The following is a 19,709-nucleotide window of genomic DNA, read 5'->3' as shown; positions in this document are numbered from 1 at the left end:
CATATGAAACTGAAATCATTGTTACTCGCCAACGCCGTGCTGCTGGGATGCATGGTGAGTCAGGCGCATGCGGAAGATGAGGCCCAGCTGATCAAGAAGGGCGAATACCTGTCGCGTCTCGGCGACTGTATGGCCTGTCACTCCATTGCGGGCAAGCCGGACTATTCCGGTGGGCTGGCGATTGAGTCGAACCTCGGCACCATCTATTCCACCAACATCACGCCGGACAAGGCGCACGGTATCGGCAACTACAGCGAGCAACAGTTCTCCGACGCGGTGCGCAAAGGCGTGCTGCCGGACGGTTCGCGCCTCTATCCGGCGATGCCGTACCCGGACTACGCCAAAATCAGCGATGAAGATATGCACGCGCTGTATGTCTACTTTATGAAGGGCGTGCAGCCGAGCGCCGAGCAGCCGCCGGAGACCAGCCTAAGCTTTCCATTTAGCCAGCGCTGGGGCATGCGTTTCTGGAACTGGGCCTTTACCAGCGACAAGCCGTTCCAGCCGATCGGCGGCGCCTCTGAGGAGATCAACCGCGGCGCCTATATCGTCGAGAGCCTCGGCCACTGCGGCAGCTGCCACACGCCGCGCGGCCTCGGTATGAACGAGAAGGCGCTGGACAGCGGCGACGCGAAGTTCCTCGCGGGCGGTAGCCTGAACGACTGGGACGTGCCGTCGCTGCGCGGTCTGCCGCGCTGGAGCGAGCAGGAGATCGTCGATTACCTGCAGACCGGCCGCAACGATAAAGCGGCGGTAGGCGGCGAGATGAAGTCGGTAATTGAGCACAGTAGCTCGCACATGACCGACGCCGATCTCAAAGCGGTCGCGGCCTATCTGAAGTTCCTCGGCGGCAATCCGCCGCTGCAGGCCTACGACGTGCAGGCGCAGCAGAAGACCGAAGCGAAGCTGACGGCGGCGAAGAACCTGACCGAAGGCGAACGTCTCTACATCGACAACTGTGGCGCCTGCCACTTTGTCACCGGTAAAGGCGCGCCGGGTATCTTCCCGGAGCTGGATCAGGCAACCATCGTCAACGCCAAGGATCCAACCGGGCTGATCCACACCATCCTGGAAGGCGCGCAGCAGCCGTCTACCGAGAAAGCGCCGTCGACGCTGGCGATGCCTGGCTTCGGCAAGCGTCTGAGCGACGACGAAGTGGCGCAGCTCGCGACCTTTATCCGTCAGGGCTGGAGCAACAATGCGCCAGCGGTGAGCAAGGATCAGGTGGCGGATGTGCGGAAGTCGCTGAAGCACGATTAAAGGGCACTGCGTCTTCTTTCAGACGGCTGAGAAGTCTGCAAGAGGGTGAGAAGGACCGAAGAGCAAAGCGTCCCGCGACAAGGATGTCGCGGGCCGAGCTGGCAGGGATGCCGCTTTTTGCGTCTTTGCGATCGGGCCTTCTCACCCGCGTCAGCACCTTACCTGAAAATATTTAGGGCGCCTCGGCGCCCTTTTTTAATGGAAGTTATGTCCCACTTCCAGCACGCCGTTAATCACAAACTGCACGCCCATACAGACCAGTAAAAAGCCCATCAGGCGCGAAATCGCCTCGATGCCGCCTTTCCCCACCAGCTTCATAATGCTGCCGGAACTGCGCAGCGCCACCCACAGGATCAGCGCCACCAGCAGAAAGGTGAGCGGGGGCGCCACGGCAATCACCCACGCGGGAAAACTGACGCCGCTTTTCACCGTGGAGGCGGAGCTGATAATCATCGCGATGGTGCCGGGACCGGCGGTGCTCGGCATCGCCAGCGGCACAAAGGCGATATTGACCGGCTCCTGACGCGCGTCGCTGTTCTCCAGCTCATCCTGCTTGTGCTGCGCCTCCACCGAATGGCCGACCGGCTGCGCGGGAAACAGCATGCGAAAGCCGACAAAGGCGACGATTAGCCCGCCCGCAATGCGCAGGCCGGGAATAGAGATGCCGAAAGTATTGAGCACCGCGTTGCCCGCGTACCAGGCTACCATCATAATGGCGAACACATAGATGGAGGCCTGCAGCGCCTGACGGTTGCGCTCGCTGAAGTTCATCTCGCCCGCCAGCCCCAAAAACAGCGCCACGGTGGTGAGCGGGTTGGCGAGCGGCAGCAGCACGATCAGCCCTAATCCCACCGCTTCTAATAACGCCTGCATATGCGTCCTCTTTGGTCGCGGGATTAGTGTTTAGGTCGCTCCATTGCTTCCAGAAGCTCCGGGAAAAAGTCTTCCAGCAGCTCTGGCGTCATCAGCTCGGGATAGCGCATCAGATGCTCGCGGATGCGTTCGTTTAGCTCCGGGATCAGGCTCTGCGCGGCGGCGAGGGCGGTGATCTTCTTCTGCTTCACCAGGCGCAGCACGTCATCCGGCAGGTTGTCTTCGTCGTCTTCCTCTTCCACCTCTTCCAGCGCGTCGAGATCGTCGAACATATCGAGCAGCGCCTCAATCTGCGGCGTGCGCGACACATACTCTCCCGGCTTCTCCTCTTCCAGATAGCGCAGCAGCGCGCGCACCGGCGTGCCGTCCGGCGTGGCGGGCGGCGAAGAGGTGAACCACTCCAGCATCAGATGAGTGCTGACGCGATGAACGTGATAGCCGTTATCCACCAGCTCGTCGGCAAGGATATCGGCGGTGTCATGCTCAAGCAGGCAAATATGGGTGCGATTCGGCGTGAACTGTTCCAGCCACTGGTAGATCTCTTCAATCACCGCATCGTCGTACTGAAAGTTTTTGCTCAGATAGCTGCCGTCCGGCTGATGCACGGTCGCGAAAATGAGATCGGGATCGAAGTAAATCGCAATATTGATGCCTTTCATGCGTGCTGTCCTTTGTAGTGCAAAACCTCACTATAGCCTCAGGGCGCGCAGAAAAACATGGGGCGACCAGCAGCCTGCGCTGCTGGCGTTAAAAATTAATGTAATTCAGCGCGGTCCAGCCCGTATGCGCTGTCGAGCGCGCCCGGCGCCATCTGCGACAGGATCTGCAGGCGGTTCCAGCTGTTGATCACCGCGACGGTAAAGGCCAGCTCGCTGATCTCCACCTCGGAGAAGTGCTCGCGCAGCTCGCCGTAGAGCGCCTCGCTGACGCCCTGTTCGCCGATGCGCGTCAGGGCTTCGGTCAATGCCAGCGCCGCCTTCTCCCGCGCGCTAAACAGCGGCGACTCGCGCCAGATGGCGACGTGATGCAGACGCAGCTCGCGCTCGCCGTGCAGCTTCGCCTCCTTCACGTGCATATCGAGGCAGAAGGCGCAGTGATTGAGCTGCGAGGCGCGGATATCCACCAGATGCTTCAGCGTGGCGTCCAGCGAGGTTTTGCGTAACGCCATAGAGACGTCGCCGAGGGATTTAGCCAGTGCCGGGACAGTTTTAAAGTGGTTAACGCGTGATGTCATGATGCTTTCCTCTTTCAGAACAGTGAATTAATGGTGTTTAACGCATGGGGCAATGCGGTGGCGCGGCTGACGGGATCGTGCGTGCCGTCGACGCGGATAAATTCCACCTCCTCAATGCCGATGTAGGCGAGCGCGACGCGCACGTAGGGCGTGAACTGGTCATCCTGCATAAAGGGGCCGTGGGCGAAGACGCTGCCGCTGGCGACCACGCAGTAGACCTTCTTGCCTTTAACCAGCCCGACTTTGCTGCCGTCGGCGGTAAAGGCGAAGGTGCGGCCGGCGCGGGTAATGTGATCGAACCAGGCTTTCAGCACCGAGGGCAGGCCGAGGTTCCACATCGGCGAGGCGATCACCAGCGTGTCGCAGGCGAACAGCTGATCCACCAGCCTTTCCGAGGTGGCAATAGCGCTGCGCTGGGCGCGGGTGCGCGCCTCCGGCGGCGTAAAAAAGGCGCCGATGGTAAAGGCGTCCAGATGCGGCAGCGGATGCTGCGCCAGATCCAGCACCGTCTCTTCCAGCTGCGGATGGCGGGTGCGCAGCCGGTCGACCAGATGCGCGGAGGCGGCGCGCGACGCGGATCCGCTGATATCGGGGCTGACGTTAATATGCAGTAGCTTCATAGGTGACTCTTTCGCGGCTAAACAATGGAGAGATGATAAGCTTCTATGTCAGAGTAAAAAGGGCCATAAAACGTGAAAACAGGTAGGACATAGCGGTGGGATACAGAGAGATTTACGCGCGCTATCGTCAGCAGATCCAGGCGGGCGTGCTGAAGTCGGGCGATCGCGTGCCGGCGATCCGCGTGCTGGCCAGCGAGCTGCGCGTGGCGCGCAAAACGGTAGAGGCCGCCTATGAGATTTTGATTGGCGAAGGCTACTTCGTCAGCCAGGGCGCGAAGGGCACACGTGTTAATCCGGCGCTTACGCCTGTCAACAAAGAGGAGCCAGCGTGGCAGCCAGAGGAGAGCGACCTGCCGCTGCGCATTGAGCAGCGGGAAAGCAAGGGAGAGATGCGGCTCGGCATACCGTCGCTGGACGCCTTTCCGCTGAAGAAGTGGCTGCTGATTTCCGGCAAAGCGGCGCGCAGCCTGCGGCCGGATGAGATGCTGATCCCGCCGGTAATGGGCTATACGCCGCTGCGCGAGGCGATTGCCAGCTACCTCAACATCTCGCGCGGGCTTGACTGCCAGCCGGAGCAGATCTTTATCACCAGCGGCTATCGCGCCAACCTGCGGCTGATTCTGGCGGTGCTGGCGCAGGCGGGCGACAAGGTGCTGTTTGAGGATCCCGGCTACTTCTTCGGGCAGCAGCTGCTGAAGTGGATCGCGCCCAACCTGCACTATGTGCCGGTCGATCGCGACGGGATCGACGTCGATCATCTGCTGCGCTATCACGCCGACGCGCGCTTTGCGGTGGTGACGCCGACTCATCAGAGCCCGCTGGCGGTGACGCTGTCGCTGCCGCGCAAGCATCAGCTGCTGGCGTGGGCGCAGGAGAACGAGAGCTGGATTATCGAGGATGACTATGACGGGGAGTTTCACTACACGCGCAAGGTGATCCCGGCGCTAAAAAGCCTCGATACGCACGACCGGGTGATCTACACCGGCACCTTCAGTAAAACCATTATGCCCGCGATGCGCATCGGCTATCTGGTGATGCCCAAAGCGACGCTGGCGCGCTTTCGCGAGCTGGGCGAGATTCTGGAGAACGGCCTGCCGCTGCTGCCGCAGAAAATTCTCGCGCAGTTCCTCAGCGAAGGGCACTTCTACCGGCATATTAAAAAGATGCGCATTCTCTACCAGCAGCGACGCCGCATGATGCTCGATGCGCTGCAGGCCTGCTTCCCGGATCTGTTTGAGTATCAGCTCACCGACGGCGGCATGCATATCGTCGCCTTTCTGCGGCGCGGCATTCAGGATGTGGCGCTGGCGGAGGTGTGGCAGCGCCATCAGCTGCGCGTGCTGCCGCTCTCCGGCTGGTATATGCAGACGCAGAAGCGCTACGGGCTGGTGATTGGCTATACCAATATTCGGTCGTATGAGCAGGCGCTGGCGCTGCTGCAGGGCGTGGAGGAGGAGACGAGAAGGGCGATGGCGCGTTAGGGCCGTAAAGCAATAAGAGAGGCGCGAGGGACAGCTCGCGCCGGTACAGCAGCGGATTACATGCCGATGTATTTTTTGCCCTGCTTCAGCACCACGTCGCAGGCTTTGGTTTTCAGCTTCTCGCCCATCGGCGAGTTGCTCAGACTCTGCAGATTCAGCTGCTGGCCGTTGCCGGTGTTAAGCAGGCCGGCGATGCCCTGCTGGTAGTCGGTGCTCTGCGTCTGCGCCGTCTGCGTGCTCAGGCCGAGCTTGTCCAACACCTGCTCTTTCACCGACTTCACGTTGTTATCCACCACGTTGTGCTGCACGCAGTACTGCATCACGCCCGCAGCGTTGGTCATGCTGTTAGAGCTGACCGCCTTGTCACCGCCGTTCAGCAGGCCGGTCAGCGTGCCGAGCGACAGCCCGCCGTTCTGTGCGGTGCTGTTGGTGGCGCTGGTGTTGCTATTGTTCTGCTGGCTGAGCTGCGACGCCGCGCTGCTCAGCTGATCCTGCCAGCTTGCTGCTGATGCGCTACCTGCCAGCAGCAGCGCGCTGAACCCCATCCCCAAAATTGTGCGTTGTGTGGCTTTATTCATCTCAACCTCATTTTCTGTGTATCCCGCGCGCGATGCGTTGCTGCGCCAGTTTTGCTAAGAGGAATCTGGGGTGAGAAAGTTCCGAGTGCGGGTGGTGAGAAGGGTGGAATCGGAGGATTCTGTAGGGGAAGGGTTGTGGCGGGAAGGGGCGAAAGAAGGTATGGCGCTTTTTTGGACGTTTAGCGCGCAGGGAAGGTGATTCCGGTTGCGCGGCTGGTGGGTAACGGTATAATCCTCAACGTTTTCCGCATCCCTTCCGTGCCGGAGTGGCGAAATCGGTAGACGCAGTTGATTCAAAATCAACCGTAGAAATACGTGCCGGTTCGAGTCCGGCCTTCGGCACCACGGAAAAGAAAGAGTCGCTTATGGGCGGCTTTTTTTGTGTCTGGAATTTAGCATCCTCAAGGCGTTCCTCCCTTTTTCACTCAACCTAAGTAAACCTGATTCAATCTACATCAACTTACTGATGCGGGTATAACTGCGGGTATTTCCCGGTTCGATAATGTTTGTACCCACACAGAACCCTTGAAAGGATACTCATCATGGCTCTGAGTGATGTAAAGGTTCGTTTGGCTAAGCCTGAAGCAAAAAGCCTATAAACTTACTGATGGGGAAGGCATGGTTTTGCTTGTTCACCCGAAGGGCTCAAAATACTGGCGGCTTCGTTATCGCTTTGGCGATAAGAAGAAGATGCTGGCGTTTGGGAAATACCCCGAGGTTTCGCTGGCAGATGCCAGAGCACGCAGGGATGAAGGCCGTAAGCTGTTAGCTAATGGTGTCGATCCCAGTGAGAATGAGAAAGCCGTTAAGGTAGAGCAGGAGCAAGAGGCAATAACGTTTGAAGTGGTTGCCAGAGACTGGCACGCCAGCAATCAAAAGTGGTCTGTATCGCATAGCGCTCGTGTATTAAAAAGTCTCGAAGATAATCTCTTTGCTGCCATTGGTAAGCGGAACAGTGCAGAACTGAAAACGCGAGACCTACTTGTACCCATCAAAGCAGTCGAGTCATCCGGACGCCTTGAAGTCGCCGCCCGTTTACAACAGCGTACTACCGCGATTATGCGCTTTGCTGTGCAGAGTGGGTTAATCGACTACAACTCCGCTCAAGAGATTGCCGGTGCGGTTGCTACGGCGAAAAGACAGCATCGTGCTGCTCTTGAACTGAACCGTATTCCAGAATTACTTCATCGTATAGATCACTATTCTGCAGACCCTTAACTCGATTGGCTGTTGAACTCACTTTGTTGGTCTTCATCCGTTCAAGTGAGCTGCGTTTTGCCCGTTGGCCAGAAGTAGACTTTGAAACGGCCATGTGGACGATTCCAGGCGAGCGCGAGCCACTGGAAGGAGTCAAGCATTCTCAGCGTGGTTCGAAGATGCGTACGCCTCATCTTGTTCCCTTGTCGCGTCAAGCTCTCGCCATTTTGGAAAAGATCAAAAGCATGAGTGGAAACCGTGAGCTGATCTTTGTTGGTGATCACGATCCGCGTAAGCCGATGAGTGAAAACACAGTTAATAAATCACTACGAGTCATGGGCTACGATACGAATGTTGAAGTATGTGGTCATGATTTCAGAACAATGGCTTGTAGTTCATTAATTGAGTCGGGATTGTGGTCAAGAGATGCGGTAGAGCGGCAGATGAGTCACCAGGAACGTAACTCTGTGCGTGCGGCTTACATTCATAAGGCAGAGCATTTGGGGGAGAGGAGGTTGATGTTGCAGTGGTGGGCGGATTATCTGGATGCGAACCGTGAGAAGGGGGTGAGTCCTTTTGATTTTGGGAAACTAGAGTCTACGCGGTAGTAACGGCTGTCTTGACGATAAATTTCCGCTGAAGATTAAGTACTCTGAGCGAAGCCTGCCGCCTTGCGGTGGCAGGCATAGGGCTTAAGTTTTTTATTTTTTTGATACAACCCAGGTAACGTATTGGAACTACTTGATAAAATTTTCTTAGGTTAGAATGAGTGCATCATCCTCTACGGGTACTGTATTTTTTAGGAATAACAATGGCTGTTAATCAGGCGAAAATTTTTGAACACCTCGAACAACTGGTTGAAAACCCTGAGCAAGACGAATTTATCTACGGCTTTTTAACTGCTTTTGAGTTCCCTAAATCTACCCTGAGTCAGATTCGGCAAGGTGGGGCGCGTAATGTTGCGAAAGAGCCAGGACACGTTGCATTAAAAAATAAACTCTACTACCAGCCAGTAGCGGATAATGATGATCTTGAATCTGCTTTTGACCAACGTATTGCCGATGCGGCGGTTGCAAAAAATAAGATTCGCTTTGTTCTAATGACAAATTTTGTTCGCTTTTTAGCCTGGGACACACTGACACAGGAACGTCTCGATATTGAGTTTGAAGAGTTACCCCGCAACTACGGTTTTTTCTTACCGCTGGTCGGGCTGGAGAAGGCTATTCTCAATAGTGAAAACCCGGCTGATGTGAAAGCCGCTGAGAAGATGGGAAAGCTGTTTGATCTTATCAAGGAGCGCAATGATTTAAGCAAAGCAGAAGATATCCACGCGCTTAATGTCTTCCTCACTCGTTTGTTGTTTTGCTTTTTTGCCGAAGACACAGGAATCTTTGAAAAAGGTCAGTTTACTTCCTCAGTTAAGAGCTACACCGCCGAAGATGGCAGTGATTTAGATCAGTTTCTGACAGACCTGTTTGCCGTGATGAACAGCAAACCGAATAGCAAATTACGCCTGACACTTCCGATTCATTTAACCGCATTCCCTTATGTTAATGGTGGCTTATTCGCCAGTGATGAGCCTGTTCCGGAGTTGGGGTTGAAGGGCAGACGTATCTTACTTGAATGCAGTGCAATGGACTGGAGTGAGATTAACCCTGACATTTTCGGCAGTATGTTCCAGGCCGTGATTGATGTGGAGCAGCGTAGCCGTTTAGGACAGCATTATACTTCATACAGCAATATCATGAAGGTTATACAACCATTATTTCTTGAACCATTGCGTTCAGAGCTTGAAAAACAACGCACAAATACTAATGGTCTCAAACGGTTGCTTCTCCGTCTGGGGAAAATGAAAGTTTTTGATCCTGCGTGTGGTTCAGGGAACTTCTTGATTGTCGCCTATAAAGAACTACGTCTTTTGGAAATGGACGTGATTCAAGCTCTTTTGCAATGCGATCCACAATCCATTTTTATGAGCGGTATCCATCTCGACCAGTTTTACGGCATTGAGATCGATGATTTTGCCTGTGAAATAGCCCGCCTTTCCCTATGGCTTGCAGAGCATCAGTTAAATAAACAGTGGGAAGAACATATTGGTTCAGCACCACCAGCGTTGCCGTTGCGTTCATCCGGTAAAATTTGGAGTGGCAACAGCCTGCAAGCAGACTGGCAAACGGTGTGTCCAAAGGGCGCGGATGATGAAGTTTATATAATTGGTAATCCACCTTTTTTAGGAACGTCTGGACGTTCTGATGAACAGCGTGCTGATATGCAGGCTGTATTTAGCGGTTTCAAATCATTGGGTGGTTTGGACTTTGTTGCCTGTTGGTTCTGGAAGGGAGCGCAATATATCCAGAATAGCCGTGCTGAGTTGGCTCTGGTGGCTACAAATTCTCTATGTCAGGGAGAGCAGGTTGCAACACTATGGCCTTCAGTATTCGGGCTGGGACTGAGTATTCATATTGCCTACCCTACTTTTACATGGGCGAATAATGCTCGTGATAAGGCAGCGGTGCATGTGATCATTGTTGGGCTATCGGGACAAAGCAAAACTCGCCAACTTTACCAACAAATTGAAGGGCGCTGGCACAGTAAGTTAGTGAGCAATATTAGCCCCTATCTGATTGAAGGTAATAATGTGGCTGTGTTGGCGAAAACCAAACCATTGATAAATGGTGTCCCTCCTTTGTTATTTGGTAATAAACCTACCGATGGGGGACATTTGCTGATGAATCGTGCTGAACGCGATACCTTACTCAAACAGGAACCCCAGGCAGCCATGTGGGTTAGAAAAGTATTAGGTTCTGATGAGTTTCTCAATGGTCAGGATCGCTGGTGCTTATGGTTGGTCGGTATTGCCAATGCCGAACTCCAGTCGATGCCGCTCGTTTACAGTCGAGTACAGAAAGTGGCTGAAATGCGCCGAAAAAGCACAAAACTAAGTACTCAGAAAAAATCAAACACACCCCATATTTTTGATGAAAATCGCCAACCCACAACTGGCGATTACATTTTAATACCCGGTGTTTCGTCGGAACGTAGAACTTATATCCCCATTGGTTTTTATGATGCTAGTGTGATTTCTACTAATGCAAATTACATTCTCCCAAATGGTACTTTGTATGAGTTCGCTATTTTGACTTCATTAATACATAACGATTGGATGAGGTTAGTGGCTGGCCGATTAAAAAGCGATTATCGCTATTCAGCAACAGTCGTATACAACACCTTCCCTTGGCCTGATGTGACTGATGAACAATGTAAGTCTCTTATTGCATTGTCAAAAACGGTTTTACTCACGCGAGAAAATTATCCAGAAAGCACGTTGGCTGAGCTGTACGACCCGCTGAAGATGCCTGAGGACCTTTTGGAAGCCCATCAGGCGTTGGATAAGGCCGTTGATCGTCTTTATCGTGACAAACCATTCAGGGACGCCACTGAGCGTTTGAGCTGCCTGTTAGAGCGCTACGAAGCGCTAATTAAAGCGTAAGGTTTCGCTCTGCCAGCCAGAGCATACAGAGGATTGCATTGTGGAAAATATTTTACAGGTTACGTACGGGCAGACCGGGCAAAGTGCATGTCTTAATGATCTTGGTATGCGCGAAATGCAGGCTCGAGCCTTTGAGCAGCGCAACAGCCCTTATCTACTAATCAAAGCTCCGCCCGCATCCGGTAAATCAAGAGCATTGATGTTCCTTGCTCTGGATAAGCTTGTTAATCAGGGTTTACGCAAAGCTATTGTCGCGGTCCCTGAAATGTCTATCGGTGGTTCGTTTAAGGATACTGCGCTCACAAAGCATGGTTTCTTTGCTGACTGGAAAGTGAAACCTGAAAATAATCTGTGCATTGGCGGTGGAGAAGCTGGGAAGGTTGAAGCCTTTAAACGATTTATGGCGAGCCCTGACGATATTCTGGTTTGTACTCACGCCACCCTGCGTTTTGCTTTCGATAAGCTGAACATTGAATTATTTAACGATTGCCTGGTGGCTATAGATGAGTTCCATCATGTCTCTGCGGATGAAAACAACCGTCTGGGCAATCTGATTGATGCTCTGATGCAAGGTTCTAATGCTCAAATTGTTGCGATGACCGGCTCTTATTTTCGAGGGGATACTGTACCCATCCTGCAACCCGAAGATGAAGCCCAGTTCACGAAAGTAACCTATACATACTACGAACAGCTCAATGGATATCAGTATTTAAAATCTTTAGGTATTGGCTACCATTTCTATCAGGGACCATACATCAAAGCATTGCCGTCGGTGTTGGATGCCAGCAAAAAAACCATTATCCATATTCCCAATGTAAATTCCGGCGAATCAACAAAAGATAAACATGCCGAGGTTGATGCCATCCTGGATGCGCTGGGGGAGGTGCAACAGCAAGAACCAGATACCGGTATCTATCGAGTGAAACGCAAAAGCGATGGCAAATTGTTGCGTGTAGCGAATCTGGTTGATGATAACCCGGCGGAAAGACCGAAAGTACAGGCGTATCTGCATAATATCCATTCTGCTGACGATATGGATATCATCATTGCATTGGGCATGGCGAAAGAAGGGTTTGACTGGCCTTTCTGTGAACATGTACTGACAATTGGTTATCGCAGTTCGATGACAGAGATTGTGCAAATTATTGGACGTGCGACACGAGATTGTGAAGGTAAAACTCACGCACAGTTTACCAACCTTATAGCTCAGCCTGATGCTCAAGATGATGATGTTAAAGTATCAGTAAACAACATGCTTAAAGCCATCACCACCTCGTTGCTGATGGAGCAGATCATGGCTCCAAATATTCAATTTAAACCACGTTCTCAATGGACTGGCGAGCCGTTACCTGCCAATACGGTTCTGGTTGATGATCATGCTTTACCGGTATCAGACAAGGTTCTAACAATCCTTAATGGCGGTAAAAACGAGATCCTGGCGGCGCTAATGGCTAATGAGCAGGTGGTTAAAGAGGCTATTACCGAGTCAACACCGCCTGAGGTAATTACTCAGGTAGTGTTACCATCGGTGATACAAACGCTTTACCCTGACCTGACTGAATACGAACTAGAACAGGTTCGCAGCGGTATTTTGCAGAGTCTTTTTGTAGGCCAATGTGGTGGGTTAGTTGATGAAGCTGATTTGCCGTCGGATGCCATCATTGATAACAGCCAAGGTCAGCGTTCCGGCAATTCGAATGATTCATTAAACGTAAACAATCAGTTTATAAAAATGGGTGATAAATTCATCAATATTGAAAACTTGAATATTGATTTAATTGATGTGGTAAATCCTTTCCACGGCGCTTATGAGATTCTATCAAAGTCAGTTACCGCCACAATGCTAAAAACTATTCAGGAAGCAGTCAGAGCTAATCAGGCACAGGTATCTGAGGAGGAGGCGGTAATGCTCTGGCCAAGAATTAAAGCGTTTGCCAGTGAGCATAAAAGGGAGCCATCGCTGAATGCCAGTGACGCAATAGAGGTTCGTTATGCAGAAGCGTTAGCTTACATCCGAAAAATGAAACAACAGCGTACTGTGCGACAGGAACCGTAACTTATGCTCAGACTTTCACCTCTTCAAGTTCGTCAAAAAGTGACAATTGATGACATTTTTTCTGAACCAGACGATCTTGGCTTACTCGTAGTCGAACCACTAAAAATATATTCCCCTACGGGTAATCTGCCTGCAAGCAGATTAGAAGAGATTAATGCATTTTATGTAGTTCATGGGCGCCCACCTCTACCCGATTCGGAGGAATTTAAGGAAACGTTGCTAGCACAACGTTTGAGGGTTCTCAAGGATAACAAGCAATATCGCGAGATGTTGCAGCCATTTGATATTCATGGCTTACTAGCAGGTGAAAATAACGAGAATACCCTTGCATCATCTGTATCATTCTCAGTTCCTCCCGTCGAGGTTGATAGGTCGGAGTTGGTCACCTCTCTGGACGATATCTTTGCTGATGACGATGATGGATTGCTCTCATTTGCTGAGCCCGATATTTTTACGTTAAAACATGTTCCGATTGAAAAGAAAACGCAGCCTGATGAAATTGCCAAACGACAACCATGCCCAGATTTTTATCGATTTTCCCCACTGTTTGAGACAATCCAAAATGGTCTGAAAACGGGAACGTTTTCATTTGTTCGCTTCCGCCATGAATTAAAAATTCATGAAGGTGATTTTTTTATCCTCAATGGGGTTATGGGCTATGTAGATAAAGTTGGTGAGCGATTGGAGGAATATGGACCTTGGAATGCCCGTTTGCATTTGGTGTTTGAAAACGGAACTGAGATGAATATGCTTTTCCTCTCGCTTACGCATGGTCTGGTACGAGATACAGAAGGTCGTAAAGTTGTTTTGAATGGACAGTCAATACGTCCTGATGAAGCTCCGGTTCCGACAGGATATGTCTATGTCCTCGCCACGCATAGCGACCAGCTAGCTCTTCAACGTTTTAAACCTGATTTGTATAAAATTGGCTTTACTGAAGGAACTATCGAAGAGCGCATCAAACACGCTGAAAAAGATAAAACATTCCTCGAAGCACCCGTTCGTATAGTCATGACTACGCAATGCTTCAATATCAACACTCACAAATTTGAAACGCTTATTCACGGTTTTTTAGGTAAGCAACGGCTCAATATAACATTACGGGGTTTAGATGGACAAACTTATCATCCCCGCGAATGGTTTCATGCGCCTTTAGCGACTGTGCTCTCTGTGATCAAGTACATTCTTGACGGTACAATTTCGCAATATCGAATGGACAATACGACAGGGAAGATTGTGGCGAAGAAAGATACTGGTCATTCGTGAAACTGGTGGTAACCAGTTGCCAAACGATTCGAGCATTCCAATTCTGTATAAGTTACTTATACATAACAAGATTTGCTCCAAGCTATATAAGCTGACACTACCCTAGGAATTGTAGCGTCAGCCTTCATCGGCAATTTCAGCGCAGCATCAATTATTTAAGATTTGCGAGTGAATAAATTGACAACATTTGATTTCTCATCCTCTCTTACTGCAGGTGTCAGACTATTCTTGAGTTTAATTTTTGAACTAATATCAAGTAATGGTTTATCTGCTAAATATCCGCGTGGAAGAGAAAGAATATCTTCGGCATCAACACGGGACATGCTTAAAGTTTCAAGTAAGGTTGATTTAGAGAATGTGTTTGTTTCAAACAACAAATTGATACATCGAGGCAGCAATCTCACTGACTCTGGTTTGCGAAGATCATCAAGTGGTTCGCCTTTTCTCCAGCCTCGAGCAGAAACGCTTTTATATAGGCGCTGGTGTTCTAGCGGAGAAATGAGTTCCAATGATTTAGCTCTATGAATCATGGATTGAGCAGACATTCCCCAACGAGTTTTCAATGAAATAAAGTTCTCAAGCGTTGGAAACGGAGGTAATTCTACCGAAAATGCTTCCTCTGGTAACATCAAACATGCTGCAAATTTATGTGCTTGCTCCTCAATTGGTTTAAAATTGACAGAATCAAGCCTTTCGACATATCTGTGCAATACGACGTGTCCAAGCTCATGTGCAGCGTCAAAACGACTTCTGTAATAATTATCTTTGTCACTGGCAAGAATAATGTAAGGACGACTCTCTGACTCATTCCATTGAGAATATCCATCCATCATTGCGCTTCCCTGTTCAAAACGAGAACATACAACTCCGGCATTTTCAATAATCAAAAGCAAATCGGTAATAGGGGCTATACCTAATCCCCACTGCTGACGGCATTTTGCAGCCATCACTTCGATCATTTCATCATCAATTGCACGGTAATCTGTAACCTCTAAATGAGGAACATCTACTTCAGGATAATCAAGGTATTCCTGTAAAGTTGCAGAAACCTCCTGCAACCACCCCATGTAACGCTCAGAAGCATTGCACAAATCTTTCGCTGTGTTTGCCATAGTTCTGAAGAAAACTGGATTGTTCTCTTTTTTCACCGTTGGTTTGATAAACCATGTGACAGGACAGTTCAGAACCTGTCCCAAGATCGCAATGACTTCTGCATCAGGAGAATGACTGCCATTCTCCCATTTCGTAATCGTAGAGGGGGAACGGTCAACCAAACGACCCAAATTAATTTTAGATAATCCTCGAGCTTCACGAAGCTGAGTTAACCTTTCCGGCTGAAATCCCGTTATTCCCACTCTCATAATTTCACCACGTTAGCCTTCCTGTTCTTTCAGGCGTTTCTTCAGCTGTGGAATAACCTTGTCTGGTATGACTACAGCTTGTTCAGTATGGTAAAGCTCAAGCAGCTCGCTTACTGAACGGTTAAAGTGATACCCCTTCATATTTGTAAAGGGAACGACAATCCTTAGGTCCAGCATATTATCTTGCGAATGACCGTGAGGTGGATTGATATTTAAGACCAACATTCCTAGAGTGCCAACTCCACCTTCTGATTGATCACGTTCGCTAAATAAATCTGGCGTATATCCTTCAAAACTCTCGTTTAATTCTGCTAATAAAGAACGATGTTTTGCACCTCGAATGCACTTTTCATCATAGTTCAGCCCGATTCGACTAATCTTCACTCCTGCAGAGTTCACTATGATGTAGCTCTCACCTTGAGGTGTCGTGTCCACGTCACAACAAATAATACCCGAGTTTTCTGCAGCTCTTCGAAAAGCTGCATTCAGTACGTAATGCCTAGCTTGAGGGCGAAAGCGAGATTGTTCTGGCTCACCTAGTTTTGCGATGCTTCCCATTGTAAGTGCATTTGCAGCCACGTAGGCGGTATGGAGTTCTTCTTGGATGTTAAGCCAGAATTCTCGCTGAAAAGCATTTACGATCAGTCCGCTAATGTCCTTTTGTACGTCATCTTTACTCATTTAGATACCCTGATTGCGTTAAGCAGATTTAATCATAGTTTTTTTTCGTTTTGACAGCAAGAAGAGATCATCTCTATGAGGTGCCTGAACTATTCGTAGTAAGAATGAGCCTTAGAAACCTGGGCACAGGGACGTTGCTTTAGCTCGCAATAGTGAATGTTTAGCTACGTTGTTTTGGGTATGTTGCGTTAGGCTTCATCTGTAGGGTAGATGCTGCAATATGAACGAAACAGGCGTACGATTATGCTTAATATTCAAACCATTCGTTATGACGTCACGCCGACCAACTTGCCAGGATTTTCATGAGAAAGATTAAAAGACTCAACGCCGACATCCCAGACGATTTAAAACCGGCTCGTATTGTTCAAGAAGAAAGCGAGTTGAGAAAATATTTTCTCCAGTCACCTAAATTGCGTAGTCACAGCCGTCCTCCCATTAATAAAAAAATTTTTTATTCTGAAAGCGTTTGGTCTGCATTGCAGAAAACCTTCTATAGCCGCTGTGCTTGGTGTGAAACCCATGTTGCGTCACATGATGGAGAAATTGTCCATTTTCGCCCTCTCAGTAACGCAAAAGGGCTAAAGGAAGAGGAAAGTCTGGATTCTTACGGATGGTTGGCATATGTGTGGGACAATCTTTTTTTGTCGTGCTCAGGGTGTAATCGTGTACGTCGTAATTACTTCCCTGTTGGGTCCGCACGAGCTCCAGTTCTTTCAACGTGGAGAGGTGCAAACATTCTAGAAACGGTATTGTTGATTAACCCCTGTCTGGATGACCCCATTCGGCACCTGTCGCTCAGTCGTGATGGGACACTGGTGGCCTTAACAGATAAGGGGCAGCACACCCTCATGCTTTTTGATCTCAACCGAACTGACCTGATTTTTTCCCGAAAAAAACAAATCAATCATGTACATTTCTTCTTCTCCGGAAGGGACGATTCTGTCGATGAATTCCAAAAATTTTATTTAAGTGATGATTGCCCTCAGGGTATAGTAAATTTGATCATAGCTATGTTTATGAAGGAGCATGTTGGGGGGAGACCATGCCGTTCCACAAACAAAGTCGAATCTTTTATCAACGACAGCGTGAAACTTGGGTACTTTGCATTTGATAACAATGCGGATACCTTAGGAGAGATATTTGAGGAAATTGAGCAGCTGAGTTACAGGGATGTTGAATATGACAAATTTGCCAGCATCTTAGATTATGAAAGTCAGGCCTCTCGTCATCTGAAAAAAATCGATATTCATCATTTTAAAGGCCTTGGTCACTTCACCCTGAATCTAAAATACAGTGAGTCAAAATCTCTTGCCCCTTGTATGATGCTACTAGGAGAAAATGCGACAGGCAAAAGTTCAATTCTTCAATCTATTGCACTAGCAATGATGACCGCAGCTCAGCGTAAAAAACTGAACCTGCTCTATGACGACTTTATTGCCCGGGACAATGGTGAGTGGACTGTAGATCATATTCAACCTGCTGAGATTAGTCTTACATTTAATGATGGTACGAGTAGCATGTTTCGTATCGATGAAAATTTCAATGCCATCGGGGAAGGTGTTAGCAACATTGTTTTTCTGGCATATGGGGCAAGACGCTTTGTGAAACCACTTAAGCAAGGAGGCCTAAGAAATAGTATTATAAGCAATACGTTATTCAATCCAGTTGCTCTGTTGTCAAATCCAACCGGATGGTTACAAGAATGTGATGATGACGTGTTTCTGTCAGTTGCCAGGGCAATGAAGGAGATCCTTGCTCTAAAACAGGATGATATCATTTTCCGCAATGACCAGAGACATATCATGGTCCGTGCGCACAAGCGTAACACACCGCTTGAAAATATGAGTGATGGCTACAAGGCTTTGTTTTATGTGGCTATCGACATTATGCGTCATATGCTTAAGCGTTGGGACAGCCTGGAATATGCTTCCGGAATTGTCATAATTGATGAAATTGAAACACATCTGCATCCACGGTGGAAAATGCAGGTGGTGAGCGCTTTCCGGCGAGCAATGCCAGGAATCCAGTTCATATTTACGACCCACGACCCTCTATGTTTGCGAGGAATGTATGATGGTGAAGTGCATGTGTTAAAACGTGATGAAATGCACTCAATCACCGAGGAAGACGATCTGCCTAGGTTTCAGGGATTGAGAACGGAACAACTTCTAACATCTGAGTATTTTGGTCTTCTTACACCTAATGATCCGGATCTTGAACGGAGGCTAGAAGATATTGCCGGACAGGAGGGAGACCATCAGGCGGAATATATTCGTCAGGTAGAACAGGAACTCAGTGAAATGACTGTGCTTGGCACGACTCTGAGCCAGCGTGTAGTCCATGAGGCATTAGCACGATATTTGATTTCCGTAACACGAAAGCAGCCTGAAGCCAAAGATATTAAAGAGGATGCCATCAGAGCTATCCTTAACGTCTTGGTTCAAAAAGGTTATTGATCATGATTAAAATTGATCGTTCAGCCGAGCCGGTACCGACCTCACTAACCATGGCGGGTAATGTTGTTGATAATGAACGTAGTGCCGCGCAAAGCTATTACACAGCTGTACCAGCTCCTAGTAAAACTTATAAATTTAAGCGATACAAAGAAGATGATATCGTCGAAGCTTTAGAACGCCTTTTTCATGGGAAATGTGCCTATTGTGAGAGTAAATACATTGGCACTCAGAAAATGGATGTTGAGCATTACCGCCCCAAAGGAAAAGTAAATGAAAGTCAGACACACCCAGGCTACTGGTGGCTAGCTCTTGATTGGGATAATTTATTACCCTCGTGCACAGACTGCAATCGACGTCGCGGACAGAAGATCGCTGTTTTAGAGGCAGATGGAACTATTGTTTTTACCGATACGATGGAAAATGCTGGTAAGGAATGTGCCTTTCCTGTTTCCGGCCCCTACCGGGCGTGGAATAGCCAAGATAACCTCGCCCTTGAAGTCCCTCTATTGATCAACCCCTGCCAACATGATCCTGATGACCATCTTTGTTGGCATATCAGTAATACGAAGGCGCCGATCCTATTGGCAAAATTATTGGGGGCACAGCCGGATCAGAAGGGTGTAAGTAGCATTGAAATCATGGGGTTAAATAGATTTGGGCTGGTGAATGAGCGGGCAGCAGTGTTACAACAGATTGAAGTTCAAGTAAAAAATATTTACCAGCTGATAGACATTACAGCGATTATGCCAGCCTGTGAAGCGAGGGATCGCTGCCTAATAAAGATTGGGCAGGATATCGATGAATTGCATGCCTGCTATAAACCTAACCGGCAGTATGCCTCAATGGTGAAATCCTACATCGAACCGCATATGAAAACGCTAAAGCGATATCTTGTTGGGTTGTTGCCATGATTTAATCGATGTAGCCGTTGTTACTGTAATGATACGCTATCCACATAGCTTCGTTCCCTCAAAAAAAACAGCGTGGCAGTCTACATGCTAGTTGGCAGTTGGCAGTTGGCAGTATGCAGACTGCCAACTGCCAACTGCCAACTGCCAACTGCCAACTGCCAACTGCCAACTGCCAACTGCCAACTGCCAACTGCCAACTGCCAACTGCCAACTGCCAACTGCCAACTGCCAACTGCCAACTGCCA

Annotated in this window: 14 protein-coding genes, 1 tRNA gene and 1 pseudogene; 9 read left to right on the top strand and 7 right to left on the bottom strand. The window is 49.5% G+C overall.

Annotated elements, in window-relative coordinates; all coding sequences use genetic code 11:
* Positions 1 to 3: 3 nt before the first annotated feature.
* Positions 4 to 1,260 (top strand): c-type cytochrome, encoded by a 1,257-nt coding sequence (locus B2J69_RS04520; RefSeq protein ID WP_081136836.1) that lies wholly within the window; start codon positions 4 to 6, stop codon positions 1,258 to 1,260.
* 195 nt (positions 1,261 to 1,455) lie between these two features.
* Here the strand turns inward: B2J69_RS04520 and B2J69_RS04515 are convergent, their stop codons facing one another.
* The 4 genes from B2J69_RS04515 to B2J69_RS04500 all read right to left on the bottom strand — a co-directional run bounded on the left by B2J69_RS04515 (position 1,456) and on the right by B2J69_RS04500 (position 3,987).
* Complete coding sequence (locus B2J69_RS04515; RefSeq protein WP_081136834.1) at positions 1,456 to 2,133, bottom strand: MarC family NAAT transporter; 678 nt, start codon at positions 2,131 to 2,133, stop codon at positions 1,456 to 1,458.
* A 23-nt stretch (positions 2,134 to 2,156) separates the two neighbouring features.
* Complete coding sequence (locus tag B2J69_RS04510) at positions 2,157 to 2,792, bottom strand: hypothetical protein (protein ID WP_081136832.1); 636 nt, start codon at positions 2,790 to 2,792, stop codon at positions 2,157 to 2,159.
* A 95-nt stretch (positions 2,793 to 2,887) separates the two neighbouring features.
* Complete coding sequence (locus tag B2J69_RS04505; protein ID WP_081136830.1) at positions 2,888 to 3,367, bottom strand: carboxymuconolactone decarboxylase family protein; 480 nt, start codon at positions 3,365 to 3,367, stop codon at positions 2,888 to 2,890.
* A 14-nt stretch (positions 3,368 to 3,381) separates the two neighbouring features.
* Positions 3,382 to 3,987 (bottom strand): FMN-dependent NADH-azoreductase, encoded by a 606-nt coding sequence (locus B2J69_RS04500; protein WP_081136828.1) that lies wholly within the window; start codon positions 3,985 to 3,987, stop codon positions 3,382 to 3,384.
* Positions 3,988 to 4,082: 95 nt separating this feature from the next.
* Here B2J69_RS04500 and pdxR point away from each other — a divergent pair, with 95 nt between their 5' ends.
* Positions 4,083 to 5,468 carry a MocR-like pyridoxine biosynthesis transcription factor PdxR gene (gene pdxR, locus B2J69_RS04495; protein ID WP_081136826.1) on the top strand — a complete coding sequence of 462 codons (1,386 nt, stop codon included), beginning with the start codon at positions 4,083 to 4,085 and terminating at the stop codon, positions 5,466 to 5,468.
* Between the two features lie 56 nt (positions 5,469 to 5,524).
* On the opposite strand, the gene B2J69_RS04490 is transcribed toward pdxR, so the two are convergent.
* Positions 5,525 to 6,046: a DUF2501 domain-containing protein gene (locus B2J69_RS04490; protein ID WP_081136824.1), complete on the bottom strand. Its 522-nt coding sequence runs from the start codon at positions 6,044 to 6,046 to the stop codon at positions 5,525 to 5,527.
* Between the two features lie 260 nt (positions 6,047 to 6,306).
* Between B2J69_RS04490 and B2J69_RS04485 the strand changes: the two genes are divergently transcribed.
* From B2J69_RS04485 to B2J69_RS04465, 5 genes and pseudogenes are all read left to right on the top strand, one after another.
* Positions 6,307 to 6,391: transfer RNA gene (locus B2J69_RS04485), tRNA-Leu, on the top strand.
* A 197-nt stretch (positions 6,392 to 6,588) separates the two neighbouring features.
* A pseudogene (locus tag B2J69_RS04480) lies at positions 6,589 to 7,851 on the top strand (tyrosine-type recombinase/integrase).
* 203 nt (positions 7,852 to 8,054) lie between these two features.
* Positions 8,055 to 10,733, top strand: coding sequence for a class I SAM-dependent DNA methyltransferase (locus B2J69_RS04475; RefSeq protein ID WP_081136822.1), 2,679 nt, complete (start codon positions 8,055 to 8,057; stop codon positions 10,731 to 10,733).
* Positions 10,734 to 10,773: 40 nt separating this feature from the next.
* The gene (locus tag B2J69_RS04470; protein ID WP_201789472.1) at positions 10,774 to 12,789 is read left to right on the top strand and encodes a DEAD/DEAH box helicase; all 2,016 of its coding nucleotides are present in this window, start codon (positions 10,774 to 10,776) and stop codon (positions 12,787 to 12,789) included.
* 3 nt (positions 12,790 to 12,792) lie between these two features.
* Complete coding sequence (locus tag B2J69_RS04465; RefSeq protein ID WP_081136820.1) at positions 12,793 to 14,055, top strand: GIY-YIG nuclease family protein; 1,263 nt, start codon at positions 12,793 to 12,795, stop codon at positions 14,053 to 14,055.
* 155 nt (positions 14,056 to 14,210) lie between these two features.
* On the opposite strand, the gene B2J69_RS04460 is transcribed toward B2J69_RS04465, so the two are convergent.
* Together B2J69_RS04460 and B2J69_RS04455 are read right to left on the bottom strand one after the other, a co-directional pair.
* Positions 14,211 to 15,416, bottom strand: a complete 1,206-nt coding sequence (locus tag B2J69_RS04460) for a helix-turn-helix domain-containing protein (protein WP_081136818.1) — start codon at positions 15,414 to 15,416, stop codon at positions 14,211 to 14,213.
* A gap of 12 nt (positions 15,417 to 15,428) precedes the next feature.
* Positions 15,429 to 16,097 (bottom strand): hypothetical protein, encoded by a 669-nt coding sequence (locus tag B2J69_RS04455; protein WP_081136815.1) that lies wholly within the window; start codon positions 16,095 to 16,097, stop codon positions 15,429 to 15,431.
* 302 nt (positions 16,098 to 16,399) lie between these two features.
* Between B2J69_RS04455 and B2J69_RS04450 the strand changes: the two genes are divergently transcribed.
* Together B2J69_RS04450 and B2J69_RS23715 are read left to right on the top strand one after the other, a co-directional pair.
* Positions 16,400 to 18,553: an AAA family ATPase gene (locus B2J69_RS04450; protein WP_081136813.1), complete on the top strand. Its 2,154-nt coding sequence runs from the start codon at positions 16,400 to 16,402 to the stop codon at positions 18,551 to 18,553.
* 2 nt (positions 18,554 to 18,555) lie between these two features.
* A complete protein-coding gene (locus B2J69_RS23715) occupies positions 18,556 to 19,464 on the top strand; it encodes an HNH endonuclease family protein (protein ID WP_143806244.1) in 909 nt (302 codons plus the stop codon).
* Positions 19,465 to 19,709: the final 245 nt, after the last annotated feature.

The sequence above is a fragment of the Pantoea latae genome (assembly GCF_002077695.1).
Classification (GTDB): Bacteria; Pseudomonadota; Gammaproteobacteria; order Enterobacterales; family Enterobacteriaceae; genus Pantoea; species Pantoea latae.
Note: the sequence above shows the minus strand (reverse complement) of the source record. Positions and strands in the feature narration are given on the sequence as shown.